General features: G+C 71.5%; 15 protein-coding genes. 2 read left to right on the top strand and 13 right to left on the bottom strand.

Annotation, left to right across the window (positions count from 1 at the left end):
- Window position 1: 1 nt before the first annotated feature.
- From BMZ82_RS25785 to BMZ82_RS25730, 12 genes are all read right to left on the bottom strand, one after another.
- The gene (locus BMZ82_RS25785) at window positions 2-1,219 is read right to left on the bottom strand and encodes an NADH-ubiquinone oxidoreductase-F iron-sulfur binding region domain-containing protein (RefSeq protein ID WP_093779782.1); all 1,218 of its coding nucleotides are present in this window, start codon (window positions 1,217-1,219) and stop codon (window positions 2-4) included.
- Window positions 1,216-1,812 (bottom strand): ferric reductase-like transmembrane domain-containing protein, encoded by a 597-nt coding sequence (locus BMZ82_RS25780; protein ID WP_093779781.1) that lies wholly within the window; start codon window positions 1,810-1,812, stop codon window positions 1,216-1,218. The genes BMZ82_RS25785 and BMZ82_RS25780 overlap by 4 nt, the downstream gene beginning before the upstream one ends.
- Complete coding sequence (locus BMZ82_RS25775; RefSeq protein WP_093779780.1) at window positions 1,809-2,780, bottom strand: FAD:protein FMN transferase; 972 nt, start codon at window positions 2,778-2,780, stop codon at window positions 1,809-1,811. Before BMZ82_RS25775 ends, BMZ82_RS25780 begins: the two co-directional genes overlap by 4 nt.
- The gene (locus tag BMZ82_RS40865; RefSeq protein ID WP_177244667.1) at window positions 2,780-3,151 is read right to left on the bottom strand and encodes a hypothetical protein; all 372 of its coding nucleotides are present in this window, start codon (window positions 3,149-3,151) and stop codon (window positions 2,780-2,782) included. Before BMZ82_RS40865 ends, BMZ82_RS25775 begins: the two co-directional genes overlap by 1 nt.
- Window positions 3,152-3,260: 109 nt before the next feature.
- Window positions 3,261-4,979, bottom strand: a complete 1,719-nt coding sequence (locus BMZ82_RS25765) for a proline--tRNA ligase (RefSeq protein ID WP_093779779.1) — start codon at window positions 4,977-4,979, stop codon at window positions 3,261-3,263.
- Window positions 4,980-5,051: 72 nt separating this feature from the next.
- Complete coding sequence (locus BMZ82_RS25760) at window positions 5,052-5,585, bottom strand: GNAT family N-acetyltransferase (RefSeq protein ID WP_093779778.1); 534 nt, start codon at window positions 5,583-5,585, stop codon at window positions 5,052-5,054.
- Between the two features lie 20 nt (window positions 5,586-5,605).
- Window positions 5,606-6,454 carry a GNAT family N-acetyltransferase gene (locus BMZ82_RS25755; protein ID WP_093779777.1) on the bottom strand — a complete coding sequence of 283 codons (849 nt, stop codon included), beginning with the start codon at window positions 6,452-6,454 and terminating at the stop codon, window positions 5,606-5,608.
- Window positions 6,455-7,202: 748 nt separating this feature from the next.
- Window positions 7,203-8,360 (bottom strand): flavodoxin-dependent (E)-4-hydroxy-3-methylbut-2-enyl-diphosphate synthase, encoded by a 1,158-nt coding sequence (gene ispG / locus BMZ82_RS25750; RefSeq protein WP_093779776.1) that lies wholly within the window; start codon window positions 8,358-8,360, stop codon window positions 7,203-7,205.
- Between the two features lie 218 nt (window positions 8,361-8,578).
- Complete coding sequence (locus BMZ82_RS25745; RefSeq protein WP_093779775.1) at window positions 8,579-9,883, bottom strand: M50 family metallopeptidase; 1,305 nt, start codon at window positions 9,881-9,883, stop codon at window positions 8,579-8,581.
- Window positions 9,880-11,154, bottom strand: a complete 1,275-nt coding sequence (gene dxr, locus BMZ82_RS25740; RefSeq protein WP_093779774.1) for a 1-deoxy-D-xylulose-5-phosphate reductoisomerase — start codon at window positions 11,152-11,154, stop codon at window positions 9,880-9,882. The genes BMZ82_RS25745 and dxr overlap by 4 nt, the downstream gene beginning before the upstream one ends.
- A gap of 110 nt (window positions 11,155-11,264) precedes the next feature.
- Window positions 11,265-13,202: an acyl-CoA dehydrogenase family protein gene (locus tag BMZ82_RS25735; protein ID WP_093779826.1), complete on the bottom strand. Its 1,938-nt coding sequence runs from the start codon at window positions 13,200-13,202 to the stop codon at window positions 11,265-11,267.
- Between the two features lie 141 nt (window positions 13,203-13,343).
- Window positions 13,344-13,547: a hypothetical protein gene (locus BMZ82_RS25730; RefSeq protein ID WP_093779773.1), complete on the bottom strand. Its 204-nt coding sequence runs from the start codon at window positions 13,545-13,547 to the stop codon at window positions 13,344-13,346.
- Between the two features lie 170 nt (window positions 13,548-13,717).
- On the opposite strand from BMZ82_RS25730, the gene BMZ82_RS25725 reads away from it, so the two are divergent.
- Both BMZ82_RS25725 and BMZ82_RS25720 read left to right on the top strand, forming a co-directional pair.
- Window positions 13,718-14,764: a LacI family DNA-binding transcriptional regulator gene (locus tag BMZ82_RS25725; RefSeq protein ID WP_093779772.1), complete on the top strand. Its 1,047-nt coding sequence runs from the start codon at window positions 13,718-13,720 to the stop codon at window positions 14,762-14,764.
- Window positions 14,765-14,940: 176 nt separating this feature from the next.
- Window positions 14,941-16,128, top strand: a complete 1,188-nt coding sequence (locus BMZ82_RS25720) for a sulfotransferase family protein (protein ID WP_093779771.1) — start codon at window positions 14,941-14,943, stop codon at window positions 16,126-16,128.
- Window positions 16,129-16,156: 28 nt separating this feature from the next.
- Here the strand turns inward: BMZ82_RS25720 and BMZ82_RS25715 are convergent, their stop codons facing one another.
- Window positions 16,157-16,894, bottom strand: coding sequence for a glycoside hydrolase family 12 protein (locus tag BMZ82_RS25715; RefSeq protein WP_256252108.1), 738 nt, complete (start codon window positions 16,892-16,894; stop codon window positions 16,157-16,159).
- Between the last annotated feature and the right edge of the window lie 5 nt (window positions 16,895-16,899).

Raw genomic sequence — 16,899 nt, 5'->3', positions numbered from 1 at the left:
TTCAGGCCTCCTGGGGGATCGGCAGTAGGGGTGTGGGGTCGGTCGCCGTGCAGTGGCCGTGGGCGTGGGTGTCTATTTCGGTGGCGAAGGTGGTCAGGGCGCTGCGGACCAGGCGGATCGTGCCGTCGGGGTGGTGGCAGGCGCCTCGGCCCTCGACCAGGCCCGACCAGCGGGCGAGGTCCGTGCGGGTGGTCCCCTGGGGGCCGGGGGTGGCGAGGGTGCGGAAGGCGGTGGCGATGCGGGGCAGGCCGTTGAGGCAGGGGCCGCACTGGCCGGCCGACTGGAGGGCGAGGTAGCGGAGGATGCGGGACGTCTCCGTGACGCCGCAGCGGTCCGCCGGGAGTGCGGCCAGGACTCCCGCGCCCAAGTAGCTGGTGTCCAGGGCGAGTTGGGCAGCCTCCGGGGTCGGGATCCAGGTGCCGTGGTAGCCGCCGACGAGGACCGCGCGGGTGCCCTCCAGGGGCAGCAGCCGGCCTAGGGGCATGCCGTAGGGGGCCTCCACGACCCGGGGTTCGCGGCCCGGCACGTGGACCGTGCACAGGACGCTGCCGGGCTGGGTCGGGGTGCCGGCCGTGCGGAACCAGTCGGCGTCGTAGCGGGCGATCAGCGCGAGGTGGGCCAGGGTCTCGACGTTCTGTACGAGGGTCGGGGCCCGGTGCACTCCGCGTTCGCGGACCGGCGGGCTCGGGTCGGTGGGCAGGGCCGCGCCGCCGGAGAGGTACTGGGCGAGGGCCGAGGCCTGGCCGGAGAGGAACGACTTGGGCAGGCGGACGACCTTGACGGGCAGCGGGTCGTCGGTGCGCTGGGCGAGGGCGGACTCCAGCCAGGTCGCGCCGTCCTCCACGGCGAGGTAGGCCTCGCCCGCGCCGACCATGCGGGCCGCCGACTGGAGTCCGTCCAGGACGAGGTGGGGCGACAGGCGCAGCAGGGTCTTGTCCTTGCGGCTGGCCGGTTCGCCCTCGGCGCCGTTGGCCACGACCACGGGCGCGCGGCCGGTGCGCCGGCCGGCCTCGGCGACGGACACGAGCTTGCGGTACGTCGGGAAGCCCGCGCCGCCGCGCCCGGTGAGGCCGGACTCGGCGACCGTGCGGAGCAGGTCCTCGGGGTCGCCGTGGGCGAGGGGGCCGTAGCGCTGGTGGTGGGTGGTGAGGTCGGCGGGGGTGGTGCCCGGGGCGAGGAGGCGCGGGGGCATGTAGAGGTCCGGGAAGGTCGCGGTCACGGTCGGGCTCCTTCGGCGGTGCGCAGGTCGGCGGTGTGCAGGAGGGCTGCGGGGGTGTGGCGGGCGGCGCGGGCGGCGTGTGCGAGGCGGGCGGTGAAGGCGGCGACCACCATGGCCACGCAGGCGACGGTCAGCCAGGTCATCCAGTCGGCGCCGGTGTCCGTGCCGATGCCGATGCCGTGCACGAGGGCGACCGGCCAGGCGGCGTACGCCAGCCAGTGCACGGTGCGCCAGGTGCGGTGCCCGAGGCGTTCCCGCAGCAGGCTGGTGACCAGCACGGCGAGCATCAGATCGAGCGAGACCGTGCCGAGGCCGAGCCAGAGCGGCTGGTAGTCGCCGACGAAGGGGACGACGACGTCCACGACCGTGATGTTCACGTAGCTGTCCACGAGCGCCGTCGTGATGTGCAGCGCCAGGAAGGCGGTCGCGGAGAGGGACAGCGTGCGGTGCAGGCTCATCGTGCCGAACCGGGGCAGTCCGGGGACACGGGCGCGCAGTCGCACCGCGATGCCGAGCAGGACGACGACCGTGAAGAGGACGAGGCAGACCGCGCCGGTGGCCCGGTTGGCGTACCAGAGCGTCTCGGAGGTCACGCGGCGGCCTCCACCGTCGTGGTGGGCCAGCCCGGTGTGGTGAGGACGGCGCCGTTCTGCGCGACCAGGCGGGCGGGGAGGCCTTGAAGGGTCAGCCAGCGGTGCGCGTCCGTGCCCTTCACCAGGGCCGCCGTGCTGGCCGCGTTGGCGTCGGCGCAGGTCGTGGCGGCGACGGAGACCGTGCGCCACGGGGAACGGACCGGCAGGCCGGTGCGCGGGTCGACGATGTGGTGCAGGTCGTGGCCGCCGCGCCGCCAGCGGCGGGCCGAGGTGCCGGAGGTGGCCAGGCCGCCGCTGCGCAGCCCGACGGTGGCGTACGGCCCTTCGGTGGGCGTCTCGTCCACGGGGCCGGTGACGTCCTGGACGCGGATCTGCCAGCCGCCCGCCGGGGGCTCCCCCGCGACGGCCGTGTCGCCGCCCAGACTCACCAGGACCCCGCAGCCGGCCGCCTCGGCGAGCGTCTGCGCGGCGCGGTCGGCGGCCCAGGCCTTGGCGGTCGCGCCCAGGTCGAGCCGGACGCCCTCGGGGACGGTGACCGTGCCGGTCGCCCGGTCGAGGAGCACCGTGCGCCAGCCGGGGGTGCGCCGGACCGTGAGCCGGACCGGACGGTCGTCCTCGCGGACGAGGGTGAAGTCGCGGTCGTAGCCGATCGCCTCCATCGCGGAGCCGACGGTGGGGTCCACGGCTCCGTCGGTGGCCTCGGCCGCGCGCAGGGCGGTGTCGAGGGCCTCGGCGAGCAGCGGGCTGACCCGGACCGGGCGGCCCGCGGTGGCGTCGAGGGCGGCCAGTTCGGAGTCGGCGCGGAAGCGGCTGCAAGCCGCGTCGACCTCGGCGAGGTAGCGGGCGAGGAGCAGGTTGCAGGACTCCAGCAGGGCCGGCTCGGTGACGACCACGCGGACCGTGGTGCCGAGCGCCCGCCACTCCGCTGCGGCCGTGGTGCGGGACCGGGACGTGAGAGACGTACTCATCACGACGCTCCCGACGTGGCGTCGGTGGAGCCACCGGAGGAGGAAGAGGAGGAAGAGGCGGCGGTGAGACCGGTGTCCGAGGAGGAGTTGGTGTCCGTGGTGCCGGTGCTCGTGTCGGTGGTGCCGCTGTCCGTGGTGCTGGTGCTGGTGCTTGTGTCTGTGGTGGTGGTGTTCGTCGAGCCGGAGTTGGAGTCGCTGCTGCTCGTGCTCGTGGTGGCCGCCGCCTCTGTGGCGTCCGTCTGCATCGTGCCGACCAGGGCGAACACCCCGGCCGCCGCGGCGAGTGTGACGGCCGCGGCGAGGGCCGCCGTACGCCGTGCGCCTCTGCGGACCGCTGACGCGGCCCCCCGTTCCGTTTCTCTTGTCGCCATGGCCGTTCCCCTCCGTAGTGACGCTCTGTCACGTCCTACGGTCGGGGAACGGCCTGAGAGAAGTCTGTGGGGCGGCCATACGCCTCCACAGAACTCTCTGAGAGGTTTCTTAAGCGGTGGCGGTCGTGGTCGTGAGGCGGGCGATCGCCTCGTCGACCGTGAGCTCCTCGCGCTCGCCCGTCCTGCGGTCCTTCAGCTCCAGGACGCCTTCGGCGGAGCGGCGGCCCGCCACCAGGATCTTCGGTACGCCCATCAGCTCGGAGTCGGTGAACTTCACGCCAGGGGAGACGCCGGGCCGGTCGTCGACCAGGACGCGCAGACCGGCGGCGCGCAGCTTCTCGGAGACGTCGAGGGCCAGTTCGGTCTGCAGGGCCTTGCCCGCGGCGACGACGTGGACGTCGGCCGGGGCGACCTCGGCGGGCCAGCACAGGCCCTTGTCGTCGGCGGTCTGCTCGGCGAGAGCGGCGACCGCGCGGGAGACGCCGATGCCGTACGAGCCCATGGTGACGCGGACCGGCTTGCCGTGCTGGCCGAGGACGTCGAGCTTGAGGGCGTCGGCGTACTTGCGGCCCAACTGGAAGATGTGGCCGATCTCGATGGCGCGGTCCAGCTTGAGGCCGGTGCCGCAGTTGGGGCAGGGGTCGCCTTCCTGGACGACGACGACGTCGACGTACTCGCCGACCTCGAAGTCGCGGCCCGCCACGACGTTCTTCGCGTGCAGGCCCTCCTTGTTGGCGCCCGTGATCCAGGCGGTGCCGGGGGCCACGCGCGGGTCGGCGATGTAGGTGACCTTCTCGCCCAGGCCCTGCGGGCCGACGTAGCCGCGCACCAGGTCGGGGCGGTCGGTGAAGTCCTCGGCGGTGACCAGCTCTACGGCGGCGGGCGCGAAGTGCGCCTCGACCTTGCCGAGGTCGACCTCGCGGTCGCCGGGCACGCCGACGGCGACGATCTCGCCGGCCACCTTCACCAGCAGGTTCTTCAGGGTCGCGGAGGCCGGCACGCCGAGGGAGGCGGCGAGGGTCTCGATGGTGGGGGTGTCGGGGGTCGGGATCTCTTCCAGAGCGGCCACGCCCTCGGCGTCCACCGGCTTCAACTCGTACGCGATCGCCTCGGTGTTGGCCGCGAAGTCGCAGTTCGGGCAGTCCGCGAAGGTGTCCTCGCCGGCACCGGCCGGGGCAAGGAACTCCTCCGACTTCGAGCCGCCCATCGCGCCCGCGGTCGCCGCGCAGATGCGGTAGTCCAGACCCAGGCGGTCGAACACCTTCTGGTAGGCCTGGCGGTGCAGGGCGTAGGAGTGGGCGAGGCCCTCGTCCTCCGTGTCGAAGGAGTACGAGTCCTTCATGAGGAACTCGCGGCCGCGCAGGATGCCGGCCCGGGGGCGGGCCTCGTCGCGGAACTTCGTCTGGATCTGGTAGAGGATGACCGGCAGGTCCTTGTAGGAGGACGCCTGGTCCTTCACGATCAGCGTGAAGATCTCCTCGTGGGTGGGGCCGAGGAGGTAGTCGCCGCCCTTGCGGTCCTGGAGGCGGAACAGCTCGGGGCCGTACTCCTCCCAGCGGCCGGTCGCCTCGTAGGGCTCGCGGGGCAGCAGGGCGGGGAGGCTGACCTCCTGGGCGCCGATCGCGTCCATCTCCTCGCGGACGATCCGCTCCACGTTGGCGAGGACCTTCTTGCCGAGGGGCAGCCAGGACCAGATGCCGGCGGCGGTGCGGCGGACGTATCCGGCGCGGACGAGGAGCTTGTGGCTGAGCACCTCGGCGTCCGCGGGGTCGTCGCGCAGCGTCTTCGCCATCAACTGGGACATGCGCTGGACCGGTGCGTTCGCCATGTTCTCGTACTCCTGCCGGGAAAGGGTGTGGCTAGGAGGTTAGCCGGGAGCCGGGTGCGGCCGGAAATCCGTTTAGGCGCGGCGCAGCAGCGGGAGCGGGGCGCCCATCACCGCGTACGGGCGCGGAGCGCTGGGGAAGAGGACGCGGCGGGCCAGGTCCTGGTAGCCGAGGGCGCGGTAGAGGGCGCGGGCGGGGCTCTCCGTGTCGATCGCGGAGAGGATCGAGCGGGGTTCGGCCGCGGTGTCGGTGATCGTGGTGATGAGGGCCCGGCCCGCGCCGCGGTTCTGGTGGGCGGGGTGGACGTGCAGCTCCGTGATCACGAAGGAGTCGTCGAGCCAGTGTTCGTTGCCCTCGGCGCGGAGGTAGGGCTGTACGACGGTGGACCACCAGTGGGTACGGTCGTTGGGCATGCCGTAGACGAAGCCGACGAGTCTGCCTGCGGCGGTCGCGCCGTACGCTCTCGCACCGGGGTTCATCATGTGGCGCAGGACGATCTGGCGGCGGACGGCCACCTCGTCGGGGCCCAGTCCGAAGGCTACGGCCTGCACTTCCAAGGCCTCGTCCACGTGGGCAGGAAGGTCCAAGGGGCCGATCACGAGGTCCATGGCGGGAGCCTACAGGGGCGTCAAAAGAGGACGCTCGTGAAGGCCCCGACCTCTTGGAAGCCGACTCTTCGGTAGGTGCGCCGGGCCGCGGTGTTGAAGTCGTTCACGTAGAGGCTGACGACCGGGGCCACGTCCTTCAGGGCGTAGCGCAGGACCGCCGCCATGCCGGGGGCGGCGACGCCCTGGCCCCGGTATTCGGGGGCCACCCACACGCCCTGGATCTGGCAGGCGTGGGGGGTCGCCGCGCCGATCTCCGCCTTGAACGCGACCTGGCCGCGGTCGTCGAGGCGGGCGAACGAGCGGCCGGAGCCGACGAGTTCGGCGACGCGGGCCTGGTAGATCAGGCCGCCGTCGCCGGCCATCGGGGAGACGCCGACCTCCTCGGTGAACATCGCCACGCACGCCGGCATGATCGTTTCCATCTCGTCCTTGCGGATGCGGCGGACGTAGGGGTCGGGGGCGATGTCGGCGGGCATGCGGTCGGTGACCATGAGGGGCTGGCGGGTGCGGACCTCGCGGGCCGGGCCCCAGTGGGGTTCGAGGAGGCGCCAGAGCTGGGTCGTCGGCTCGGTGGGGCCGACGATCGAGGAGCAGCGGCGGCCCGCGCGGCGGGCGCGGTCGGCGAAGGCGCGTACGGCGCGGGGGGTGGCGCAGATCGGTACGAGGTTGGCGCCCGCGTAGCAGAGGGACGTCAGCATGCCGTCCTCGTACCAGCCCCACATCTCGCCGCCGAGCCGCCAGGGGTCGAGGCCCGCGACCTGTACGCGGGAGGTGACGAAGGCGTTGGCGACCGGCTCGCGGTCGAGGACGGCGAGCGCGGCGTCCAGGTCGCTCGGTTCGAGGACCCGGGAGGTGGTCTGGGTCAACACGCGCGGGGCCTCACGGTTCGGGGCTCTGATCCCCGCACTGTACCTGCGGAAGCTTTGCCGTGCCCCCCTGCGGTAGTCGCCGTTCGTTCGCCGTGACCGTCGGCTTGTCGTGCCGTCCGCCCGGGGGCTGCCGCCCCCAGACCCCCGCCGTCGGCCCTGAAGGGGCCTCGTCCTCAAACGCCGGACGGGCTGAAATGCAGACACCCGCCCGGCGTCGGAAGGGCGCCCTCAGGGGGTGGGCGGGGGTCGGGACCGTCACTCCTCGGCCTCAGCGCCGGACCGGCTGAAGCGCGCGGACCCGCGTCGGGAGGACACCCCCAGCGGGTGGGCGGGGGTCGCGACCGTCACTCCTCAGCCTCAGACGCCCGACGGGCTGGAATGCGCGGACCCGCGTCGGGAAGGCACCCCCAGCGGGTGGGCGGGGGTCGCGACCGTCACTCCTCAGCCTCAGCGCCGGACCGGCTGAAGCGCGCGGACCCGCGTCGGGAGGGCACCCCCAGCGGGTGGGCGGGGGTCGCGACCGTCACTCCTCAGCCTCAGCGCCGGACCGGCTGAAGCGCGCGGACCGGCGTCGGAAGGGCGACCCCAGCGGGTGGGCGGGCGGTCGGGACCGTCGCTTCTCGGCCTCGGACGCCGGGCGGGCTGATATGCACCGACCGGCGTCGAGAAGGCCGCGCCTGCGGTTGTTCCTCTGGCTCAGATGCCGGCCAGGGTCACCACAGACACGGGACCCTCGTCCGGTGGGGTTTCAGCCTGCGACCGATACCGACGGCTCGCCGGAGGGGGTGCCGGCCGCTTCCATTTGTTCGGCCAGTTTCAGGGCCTCTTCGATCAGGGTTTCTACGATCTTGGACTCGGGGACGGTCTTGATGACCTCGCCCTTGACGAAGATCTGGCCCTTGCCGTTGCCGGAGGCTACGCCGAGGTCGGCTTCGCGGGCCTCGCCGGGGCCGTTCACCACGCATCCCATGACGGCTACGCGCAGCGGGACCTCCATGCCCTCCAGGCCCGCCGTGACTTCCTCGGCGAGTTTGTAGACGTCGACCTGGGCGCGGCCGCAGGACGGGCAGGAGACGATTTCCAGGCCGCGCTGGCGGAGGTTCAGGGACTCCAGGATCTGGTTGCCGACCTTGACCTCCTCGACCGGGGGGGCCGACAGGGAGACCCGGATCGTGTCGCCGATGCCCTGGGAGAGGAGGGCGCCGAAGGCCACCGCCGACTTGATGGTGCCCTGGAAGGCGGGGCCGGCCTCGGTGACGCCGAGGTGGAGGGGGTAGTCGCACTGGGCGGCGAGCTGGCGGTACGCCTCGACCATGATCACCGGGTCGTTGTGCTTGACCGAGATCTTGATGTCGCGGAAGTCGTGCTCCTCGAAGAGCGACGCCTCCCAGAGCGCCGACTCGGCCAGGGCCTCGGGGGTCGCCTTGCCGTACTTCTGGAGCAGGCGGCGGTCCAGCGAACCGGCGTTGACGCCGATGCGGATCGGGGTGCCGTGGTCCTTCGCGGCTCGCGCGATCTCCTTGACCTTGTCGTCGAACTGCTTGATGTTGCCCGGGTTCACCCGGACCGCCGCGCAGCCCGCCTCGATCGCCGCGAACACGTACTTCGGCTGGAAGTGGATGTCCGCGATCACCGGGATCTGCGACTTGCGGGCGATCGTCGACAACGCGTCCGCGTCGTCCTGCGTGGGGCAGGCGACCCGGACGATCTGGCAGCCGGACGCCGTCAGTTCGGCGATCTGCTGCAGCGTCGCGCCGATGTCCGACGTACGCGTCGTCGTCATCGACTGCACCGAAACCGGTGCGTCTCCGCCCACCGCCACTGAGCCGACCTGGATCTGCCGGCTCTTGCGGCGCTCGGCGAGCCTGGTCGGAACGGACGGCATGCCGAGAGAAATCGCAGTCATCTGCTGTGCAACCCCAAGTCGTGGATCAAGGTCCAGGTCCCGTCGGAGGCGGGCTCCAGGCTTCGAGATTACGGTACCGGTCCGGACGCGGGCACTCCCGGCGACCTTGAAAACCCACTCGACCGAAGCTGGATCGAACCTTGGTCGAAGCTCGGTCCACGGCGGCCCGGGGATGTATCGTCCCGGGCCGCCTTGGCTTGTGGGTGGCCGTCGGGTGGCTACGAGATTTTCACCGGGTTCACCACGTCCGCGATCAGGACCAGCACCGTGAAGCAGATGAAGATGCCCGCCACCACATAGGCCACCGGCATCAGCTTCGCCACGTCGAACGGGCCCGGGTCCGGTCGCTTCAGGAGCTTCGCAAGGTTGCGGCGCAGCGACTCCCACAGGGCGCCCGCGACATGCCCGCCGTCCAGGGGCAGCAGCGGGAGCATGTTGAACAGGAACAGGGAGAGGTTGAAGCCCGCGACGAGCATCACGGCCATCGCCAACTGCTGTGAGGCCGGGATGTCCAGGGTGAAGATCTCACCGCCGACGCGGGCCGCGCCGACCACGCCCATCGGGGAGTCGGGCGCGCGGGGCGCGCCGTCGAAGGCCGCGTTCCACAGGGCCGGGATCTTGCCGGGGAGGGCGGCGATGGAGTCGACGGCCTCGCCGACCCGGTCGCCCATCCAGGACACGGAGTCGCCGAAGTCCTGCTTGACGACGCCGGTGGCCGCGCTGAAGCCGAGGAAGCCCGCCTTGACGTACTTGCCCTGGACGTACGCCCCGCCGGAGTCCTTCTGGGCGACCAGGTTGGTGGCGATGGTCGTGTGCAGGGTCAGCTCCTGGCCCTTGCGGTCGACGACGATGGCCACCTGCTTGCCCGCGCTGACCCGGATCAGGTCGGAGAGCCTGTTCCAGTCGTCCGTCCGCTGGCCCGCGAAGGAGACGATCTTGTCGCCGGGCTTCATGCCGGCGGCCGCGGCCGGGGAGGCCGGGTCGGTCGGCTTGCACGCGTCGCGGTTCTGGCTCTGCGCGATGACGCAGGGGGAGACCGAGCTGACCGTGGTGGTCTGCTGCGAGATGCCGAAGCCCATCAGGACCGTGAGGAACAGCACGGCCGCGAGCACCAGGTTCATGAAGGGGCCCGCGAACATCACGATGACGCGCTTCCACGGCTTGCGCGTGTAGAACATGCGGGTCTCGTCGCCCGGCTGGAGTTCCTCGTACGCGGCCGAGCGGGCGTCCTCGATCATGCCGCGCCAGGGGGAGGTGGAGCGGGCCGTGATCCGGCCGTCCTCGCCCGGCGGGAACATGCCGATCATGCGGATGTAGCCGCCGAAGGGGATGGCCTTGATGCCGTACTCGGTCTCGCCCTTGCGGCGGGAGAAGATCGTCGGCCCGAAGCCGACCATGTACTGCGGCACGCGGATGCCGAAGAGCTTGGCCGTGGACAGGTGCCCCAGCTCGTGCCAGGCGATCGAGAAGAGCAGGCCGACCGCGAAGACGACTATGCCGAGGATCATCATCAGGGCTGTCATGCACGCGCCTCCGCGGTAACCGTCAGTTCCTGGACCCGGGCCCGTGCCCAGGTCTCCGCTTCAAGGACGTCCGACACGGTGAGTGAAGTTCCCGTCACCGGCGTGTCGTGTTCCTCCACGACCTGGGTGACGGTCTCCATGATCCCGTTGAACGGCAGCGCGCCCTTGCGGAACGCCTCCACGCACTCCTCGTTGGCCGCATTGAACACCGCCGGGGCCGTGCCCGCGAGCTCGCCCACGTGCCGGGCGAGGTTCACCGAGGGGAAGGCCTCGTTGTCGAGCGGGAAGAACTCCCACGTCGACGCCGTGCTCCAGTCGAAGGCGGGCGCCGCGTCGGGCACCCGGCCGGGCCAGCCGAGGCCGATGGCGATGGGCCCGCGCATGTCGGGGGGCGTCGCCTGCGCCAGTGTCGATCCGTCCGTGAACTCAACCATCGAGTGGACATACGACTGGGGGTGTACGACGACCTCAATGCGGTCGAAGGGAATGTCGTAGAGCAGGTGCGCCTCGATGACCTCCAGGCCCTTGTTGACCAGGGTCGCGGAGTTGATCGTGATCACCGGGCCCATGGACCAGGTGGGGTGGGCGAGGGCCTCCTCGACCGTCACATCCGCCAGCTCCCGCTTCGTACGGCCGCGGAAGGGGCCGCCGGAGGCGGTGACGACGAGCTTGCGGACGTCCGCGCGGGTGCCCGCGGCCAGGGCCTGGAAGAGGGCCGCGTGCTCGGAGTCGACCGGGATGATCTGCCCGGGCTTCGCCAGCGCCTTGACCAGCGGGCCGCCGACGATGAGCGACTCCTTGTTGGCGAGCGCGAGGGTGCGGCCCGCCGCCAGGGCGGCGAGGGTCGGCGCGAGGCCGATGGAGCCGGTGATGCCGTTGAGCACGGTGTGGCAGTCGGAGGCGGCGAGCTGGGCGGCGGCCTCCGGGCCGGCGAGGACCTCGGGGAGCGGCTCGCCCGCGCCGTACTCGGCGGCGAGTGCCTCGCGCAGGGCCGGTACGACGTCCGCGCGGGCGACCGCCACGGTCCGTACCCGCAGGCGGTGCGCCTGCTCGGCGAGGAGGGCGACCCGGCCGCCGTTGGCGGACAGGCCGGTCACCCGGAACCGGTCCGGGTTGCGCAGCACGAGGTCGATGGCCTGGGTGCCGATGGACCCGGTGGAGCCGAGGATCACCACGTCCTTGGGGCCGTCGCCCACGACGGGGTCGTAGACGAGGTGGGGGTCGGCGAGGGCACGGGCCCGGAATCCTCGGGAGGCTGGACTGTCGCTCATCCCCCCATTGTTGCCGCACCGGCCGGGCGGCCGGACAGGGTGCCCCCTCCTCGCCCCCCCTCACGAGGGGCTCGGAGTACGGGGCACCCTTAGGGCGTGCGTGCGGTGGCTCACCTGATCGGGCGGTGCAGGTTCTCCCTCTCGCTCGGACCCGGCGAGGCGTCGGCGATCCAGGGGCCGTCTCCGGACGGGTCGACGATGCCCTGCTCCAGCCACTCGTAGGAGCCGGCCATGACGCCCTTGACGACCTTGCGGTCCAGGTCGTCGGTGTTGCTCCAGAGGCGGTTGAACAGCTCCTCGACGCGGATGCGGGACTGGTGGCAGAAGGCGTCGGCGAGCTGGTAGGCCTCGCGGCCGTGCTCGCCGCGCGAGCGCAGCAGTTCCGCGCGGACGCAGGCGGCGCTCATCGCGAACAGTTCCGCGCCGATGTCGACGATCCGGCCGAGGAAACCCTGCTTGGTCTCCATCCGGCCCTGCCAGCGGGACATGGCGTAGAAGGTGGAGCGGGCGAGCTTGCGTGCGTGCCGTTCGACGTAGCGCAGGTGCGGCGAGAGGTCGACCCCGCCCTGCTTGAAATCGCCGTACGACGTGGGCAGTTGGCCTGGTCCCGCGACCAGCTTCGGGAGCCACTTGGCGTAGAAGACGCCCGCGTTGGCGCCCGCCTTCGCCTTGTCCTGGAGGGACTTGTCGGGGTCGATGAGGTCGCCGGCGACCGTGAGGTGGGCGTCGACGGCCTCGCGGGCGATCAGGAGGTGCATGATCTCCGTCGAGCCCTCGAAGATGCGGTTGATGCGCAGGTCGCGCAGGAGCTGTTCGGCGGGGACCGCCTTCTCGCCCCGGGCGGCCAGCGAATCGGCCGTCTCGAAGCCCCGGCCGCCGCGGATCTGGACGAGTTCGTCGGCCATGCGCCAGCCCATCTCGGAGGCGATGAGCTTGGCCAGCGCGCCCTCGATGCGGATGTCGTTGCGGTCCTCGTCGGCCATCTGCGAGGAGAGGTCGAGGACCGCTTCCAGGGCGAAGGTCGTCGCCGCGATGAAGCTGATCTTCGCGCCGACCGCCTCGTGGTGGGCGATCGGCTTGCCCCACTGCTCACGGGCCGCCGACCACTCGCGGGCGATCTTCAGGCTCCACTTGCCGGCGGCCACGCAGGACGCGGGCAGCGAGAGCCGGCCGGTGTTGAGGGTGGTGAGGGCGATCTTCAGGCCCGCGCCCTCGGGGCCGATGCGGTGCGCGGCCGGCACCCGGACCTGGTGGAGGCGGGTCACGCCGTTCTCGATGCCGCGCAGGCCCATGAAGGCGTTGCGGTTCTCGACGGTGATGCCGGGCGAGTCCGTCTCCACGACGAACGCGGTGATGCCGCCCTTGTGGCCCTCGCTCCTGGGCACCCGGGCCATGACCACCAGCAGGTCGGCGACCACGCCGTTGGTCGTCCACAGCTTGACCCCGTCGAGGACGTAGTCGTCCCCGTCGGGCACCGCGCTCGTCGCGAGGCGGGCCGGGTCGGAGCCGACGTCCGGCTCGGTGAGGAGGAAGGCGCTGATGGCGGTGGTGGCGCAGCGCGGCAGGAACTCCCGCTTCTGCTCGTCGGTGCCGAACATCTTCAGCGGCTGCGGTACGCCGATCGACTGGTGCGCCGACAGCAGCACGCCGATCGCCGGGCTGGCCGAGCCGACCAACGCCAGCGCCTTGTTGTAGTACACCTGGGTGAGGCCGAGACCGCCGTACTTGGGGTCGATCTTCATGCCGAGGGCGCCGAGCTCCTTGAGCCCGTTGATCACCTCGTCGGGGATGCGGGCCTCGCGCTCGATGCGGGCCCCGTCCACCTTCGTCTCGCAGAAGTCGCGGAGTTTGGCGAGGAACTGCTCGCCGCGCCGGACGGCCTCGTCGGAGGGGAGCGGGTGGGGGTGGATGAGGTCGAGCCGGAAGCGGCCAAGGAACAGTTCCTTGGCGAAGCTCGGCTTGCGCCAGTCCTGCTCCCGCGCGGCCTCCGCCACCTGGCGGGCCTCGCGTTCGGTGACGGTGGGTTTCTTGAGGGGTGGTGCGGACATGAGGCTCACCTCGCCGCGAATCGGGATCTCGGGCCACATTTGGTTACCGATGGGTGCTACTCGTTACCGATGGGTGCTACCCGATCGTTGGTACCCGATCCCGGGTGCCCCCGCCACCCCTCGCGGGCCGGTTCGGGCGGCTCAGCCGACGGTGACGGCGTACGACATGGTGGGCGGGCGGCCGGTTCCCTTGGCGACTTCGGTGCCGGACTCGGTGGCGGACTCGGTGCGGGAGACGTCCGTGTCGTCGCCCAGCGGTTTGCGCCGAACGAGTGCCCGGGTGACGTCGTCCGCTTGCCCGGCGCCCGGCTCGCCACCCCGGCTCGCGGCCGCCGGGCCGGGCAAGTTGCCGTAGCCTTCTCCACCAATCCCTCACAATTGGCTGCCGGACCGTTGTCGAAGCGCTTCGACAACCTATGGACACCCATCTCCACTGGGACTACTGTCGAACCACCCCACCCGCCCCTGTTCGTCCCGCGCACTGTCGAAGCGCTTCACACCACTTGGAGAGCTGGATGGTCACCCTCGCCGAGGTCGCCCAGCACGCCGGAGTCTCGGCGAGCACGGTGAGCTATGTCCTCAGTGGCAAGCGGTCCATCTCCACGTCCACCCGGCAGCGGGTCGAGCAGAGCATCCGGGACCTCGGCTACCACCCGAACGCGGGCGCCCGCGCCCTGGCCAGCAGCAAGTCGAACATCATCGCGCTGATGATCCCCCTGCGCACCGACATGTATGTGCCGGTGATGATGGAGATCGCCATCGCGGTGGCCACCACGGCGCGCACGCACGGGTACGACGTCCTGCTGCTCACCGGCGAGGAGGGCTCCGACGCCGTCCGGCGCGTCACCGGCAGCGGGCTCGCCGACGCGATGATCGTGATGGACGTCGAACTCGACGACGAGCGGCTGCCGTTGCTGCGCTCCACCCACCAGCCGTCGGTGCTGATCGGACTGCCCGCCGACACCTCCGGGCTGACCTGTGTCGACCTGGACTTCGCGGCGACCGGCGCGCTGTGCGTGGAGCACCTCGCGACGCTGGGCCACCGTGACATCGCGGTCATCGGCGAAGCGCCCGCGGTCTACGAACGGCACACCGGCTTCGCCGAGCGCACCCTCGACGGACTCCGCGGCCGGGCCGGGGAGTTGGGCCTGCGGCTGCTGCACCGGCCGTGCGAGGGCGGGTACGACGCGATGGCCGTGACACTGGCCCGGATCCTCGACGAACGGCCGGGCACCACCGGGTTCGTCGTGCAGAACGAGGCGGCGGTGGAGCCGCTGCTCGCGCTGCTGCGGCAGCAGGGCCGGGCCGTGCCCGAGGACGTGTCGGTGGTCGCGATCTGCCCCGACCAGGTCGCCGTCCAGGCCTCGGTACGGCTGACGTCGGTCGCCATCCCCGCCCAGGAGATGGGCCGGCACGCGGTGGACCGCCTCGTCGCCAAGCTGGAGGGGCGCGGCAGCGACGAAGTCGTGCTGATCGCGCCCGAGTTGACGGTCCGGGCCAGCACGGGGCCGGCGCCGGCCGCGCCTGTCTCCGCTGCCGCCGGCTCTGTGCCCTCCGACTGAAACCGCGCCCCGCCTGAAACGCCCGTCTGAAACGCCCGTCTGACTCGCTCGCCCGGCTCGCCCGACGCGTCGGGTGTAACGGCTGCGTTTCGTGTGAACTCCCGTGGGCGGAAAGGCAGTTGGGTGGGTAAGGACCACCCGTCCACTGCCCGCCCCTCGTGAAGGGTGTTCCGCCCATGTCCTCGCCCCCGCTCGCCCTCACCCTGGCCAATCTGCTGCTCCGGCCCGGCCACCGCTCCCGGCACACCCCCGACCTCGCCTTCGACCGGCTCCTCGCCGACGCCGAACGACCGGACGGGGACGGGCAGTTCGTCGACGACTTCCGGATGCTGCTGCGCGGCTGGGCCCGGGACGAGAACCTCACGCCGGTCGGCTGGTGGTCCGCACAGGGGCATGTGCGCAGGCATCTCGCCAACCGCGCCCGGGTCCGGCGGCTCATCGCCGAGCAGCCCCTGATCGCCCAGGAGCCCATCGAGCGGCCGGTGTTCGTGGTGGGGCTGCCGCGCACCGCGACCACCCTCACCCACGGGGTGCTGTCCCTCTCCGAGCAGCACCGATGTCCCCGCCTGTGGGAGTTGCTGACACCGGATCTGGACGGCACGCCCGAGCAGCGCAAGAAGGCGGTCGCCGCCGCGCGCATGATGGTCGGCGGCATCAACCTGTTCTCGCCGCGCTACCGCGACATCCACCCGATGACCGCCGAGGGCCCCGAGGAGTGCACCTTCGCCCTCCCGCACACCATCATGCCGCTGTCCCAGGCCCGTATCCCCGCGTACCTGGCAGCGCTGGACGAGCGGGACTTCGTCCCCGACTACGCCTACCTCAAGCAGATCTACCAGGTGCTCCAGTACGGCCGGCCGCGCCGTCGCTGGGTGCTGAAGTCCCCGCTGCACACCGAGAGCCTGGACGCGCTGCTCAAGGTCTTCCCCGACGCCACCCTCGTGTGGACGCACCGCGAACCGGCCGCCGTCGTGGCGTCGTTCTGCAGTCTGATCGAGCACGGCATGGCCATCACCCTGCGACCCCTCGACCTGCCCGGCCTCGGGGCCACCTGGCTGGACCTGCTGAGCCGCTCCGTGCGGCGCGGCCTCGCGGCCCGCGCCGCCGTGCCCCGCGAGGCGCTCGTGGACGTCCCGTACTCCTGGCTCGGCGCCGACCCGGCCACCGGCGCCCCGAAGCTGTACGACGCCATCGGCGCCCGCTGGACCGACGCCGACGCGGCGCGGCTCCCGCAGATCGCCGCCCGGCCCAAGGGCACCCGGCCGCACAGCTACGACCTGGCCCGGTACGGGCTGACCCGCGCCGACGTCGACTCGGCGTTCGCCGACTACAACGCGCTGCGGGCCGAGGTCGACCGGGCATAGGAACGCCCCGCCGGCCTCGGCCCCGACCTCAACTGCTGCTGACGGTGAGGTTGTTGGTCACGAAGTCCAGCCCGCCCGAGGACGAGGTGATCTCGTAGCCGAACTGCACGTCACCGATGGTCTCGTTACCGAACCAGCCCTTCGTGTCCTTGATCCACTTGAGGATCGGCAGGATGGCGACGGTGCCGGACGAGGAGTCCGACGTGCGCAGGAACGAGAACACCTCGTTCGAGCCGTTGTTCCCCTTGTAGACGGTCCAGGTGTGGCCGCCGAGGGTGACATTGCCCTGGGAGGTGCCGAGGGGGCCGACCGCGCCGTTGTAGTTCACCCAGAGCATGATCTCGTAGTCGTAGTCCGTGTCCCAGATGTCGTACGACGTGTTGTACGCGCCGGACGACGGGACCGTGACGTTGTAGCTGCTGGACAGCGAACCGAGCGAGGTGATCGTCTTGTTGATCACCTTCTTGGCGTTGGGGTACGACTTGATGCCGCCGGTGTTCGGGTGGTTGGCCCAAACACCCCAGTTCGTACCGGAGTTGGCCCAGGTGCACTGGCTGCCTGCGCCTGAACCCCAGATGTTGTTGTACAGCGTGTAGCCGTTCAGGCTGGTGTTGCCCCACTGGTCGCAGGTGTTCCAGACGGCTGCCTGGGCGGGGGCGGCGGCGAGTCCTACGGTGGCGCCGAGGGCGAGGACGGGGGCGAGGGTGGGGGCCAGCAGGATCTTGGCGAACCTGCCGAGGGTGGGGGTGGGGGTGTGTGTTGCCATGGCGT

This window comes from Streptomyces sp. yr375, from assembly GCF_900110755.1.
Taxonomy (GTDB): domain Bacteria; phylum Actinomycetota; class Actinomycetes; order Streptomycetales; family Streptomycetaceae; genus Streptomyces.
The sequence above is the reverse complement of the archived record's forward strand: the minus strand, read 5'-3'. Positions and strand labels throughout refer to the sequence as shown.

Bases quoted from the DNA above. Each gene is read 5' to 3' on its own strand.
- BMZ82_RS25775 (WP_093779780.1), bottom strand. From the start codon at position 2,780: ATGAGTACGTCTCTCACGTCCCGGTCCCGCACCACGGCCGCAGCGGAG.
- BMZ82_RS40865 (WP_177244667.1), bottom strand. From the start codon at position 3,151: ATGGCGACAAGAGAAACGGAACGGGGGGCCGCGTCAGCGGTCCGCAGA.
- BMZ82_RS25765 (WP_093779779.1), bottom strand. From the start codon at position 4,979: ATGGCGAACGCACCGGTCCAGCGCATGTCCCAGTTGATGGCGAAGACG.
- BMZ82_RS25760 (WP_093779778.1), bottom strand. From the start codon at position 5,585: ATGGACCTCGTGATCGGCCCCTTGGACCTTCCTGCCCACGTGGACGAG.
- ispG (WP_093779776.1), bottom strand. From the start codon at position 8,360: ATGACTGCGATTTCTCTCGGCATGCCGTCCGTTCCGACCAGGCTCGCC.
- BMZ82_RS25745 (WP_093779775.1), bottom strand. From the start codon at position 9,883: ATGACAGCCCTGATGATGATCCTCGGCATAGTCGTCTTCGCGGTCGGC.
- dxr (WP_093779774.1), bottom strand. From the start codon at position 11,154: ATGAGCGACAGTCCAGCCTCCCGAGGATTCCGGGCCCGTGCCCTCGCC.
- BMZ82_RS25735 (WP_093779826.1), bottom strand. From the start codon at position 13,202: ATGTCCGCACCACCCCTCAAGAAACCCACCGTCACCGAACGCGAGGCC.
- BMZ82_RS25725 (WP_093779772.1), top strand. From the start codon at position 13,718: ATGGTCACCCTCGCCGAGGTCGCCCAGCACGCCGGAGTCTCGGCGAGC.
- BMZ82_RS25720 (WP_093779771.1), top strand. From the start codon at position 14,941: ATGTCCTCGCCCCCGCTCGCCCTCACCCTGGCCAATCTGCTGCTCCGG.
- BMZ82_RS25715 (WP_256252108.1), bottom strand. From the start codon at position 16,894: ATGGCAACACACACCCCCACCCCCACCCTCGGCAGGTTCGCCAAGATC.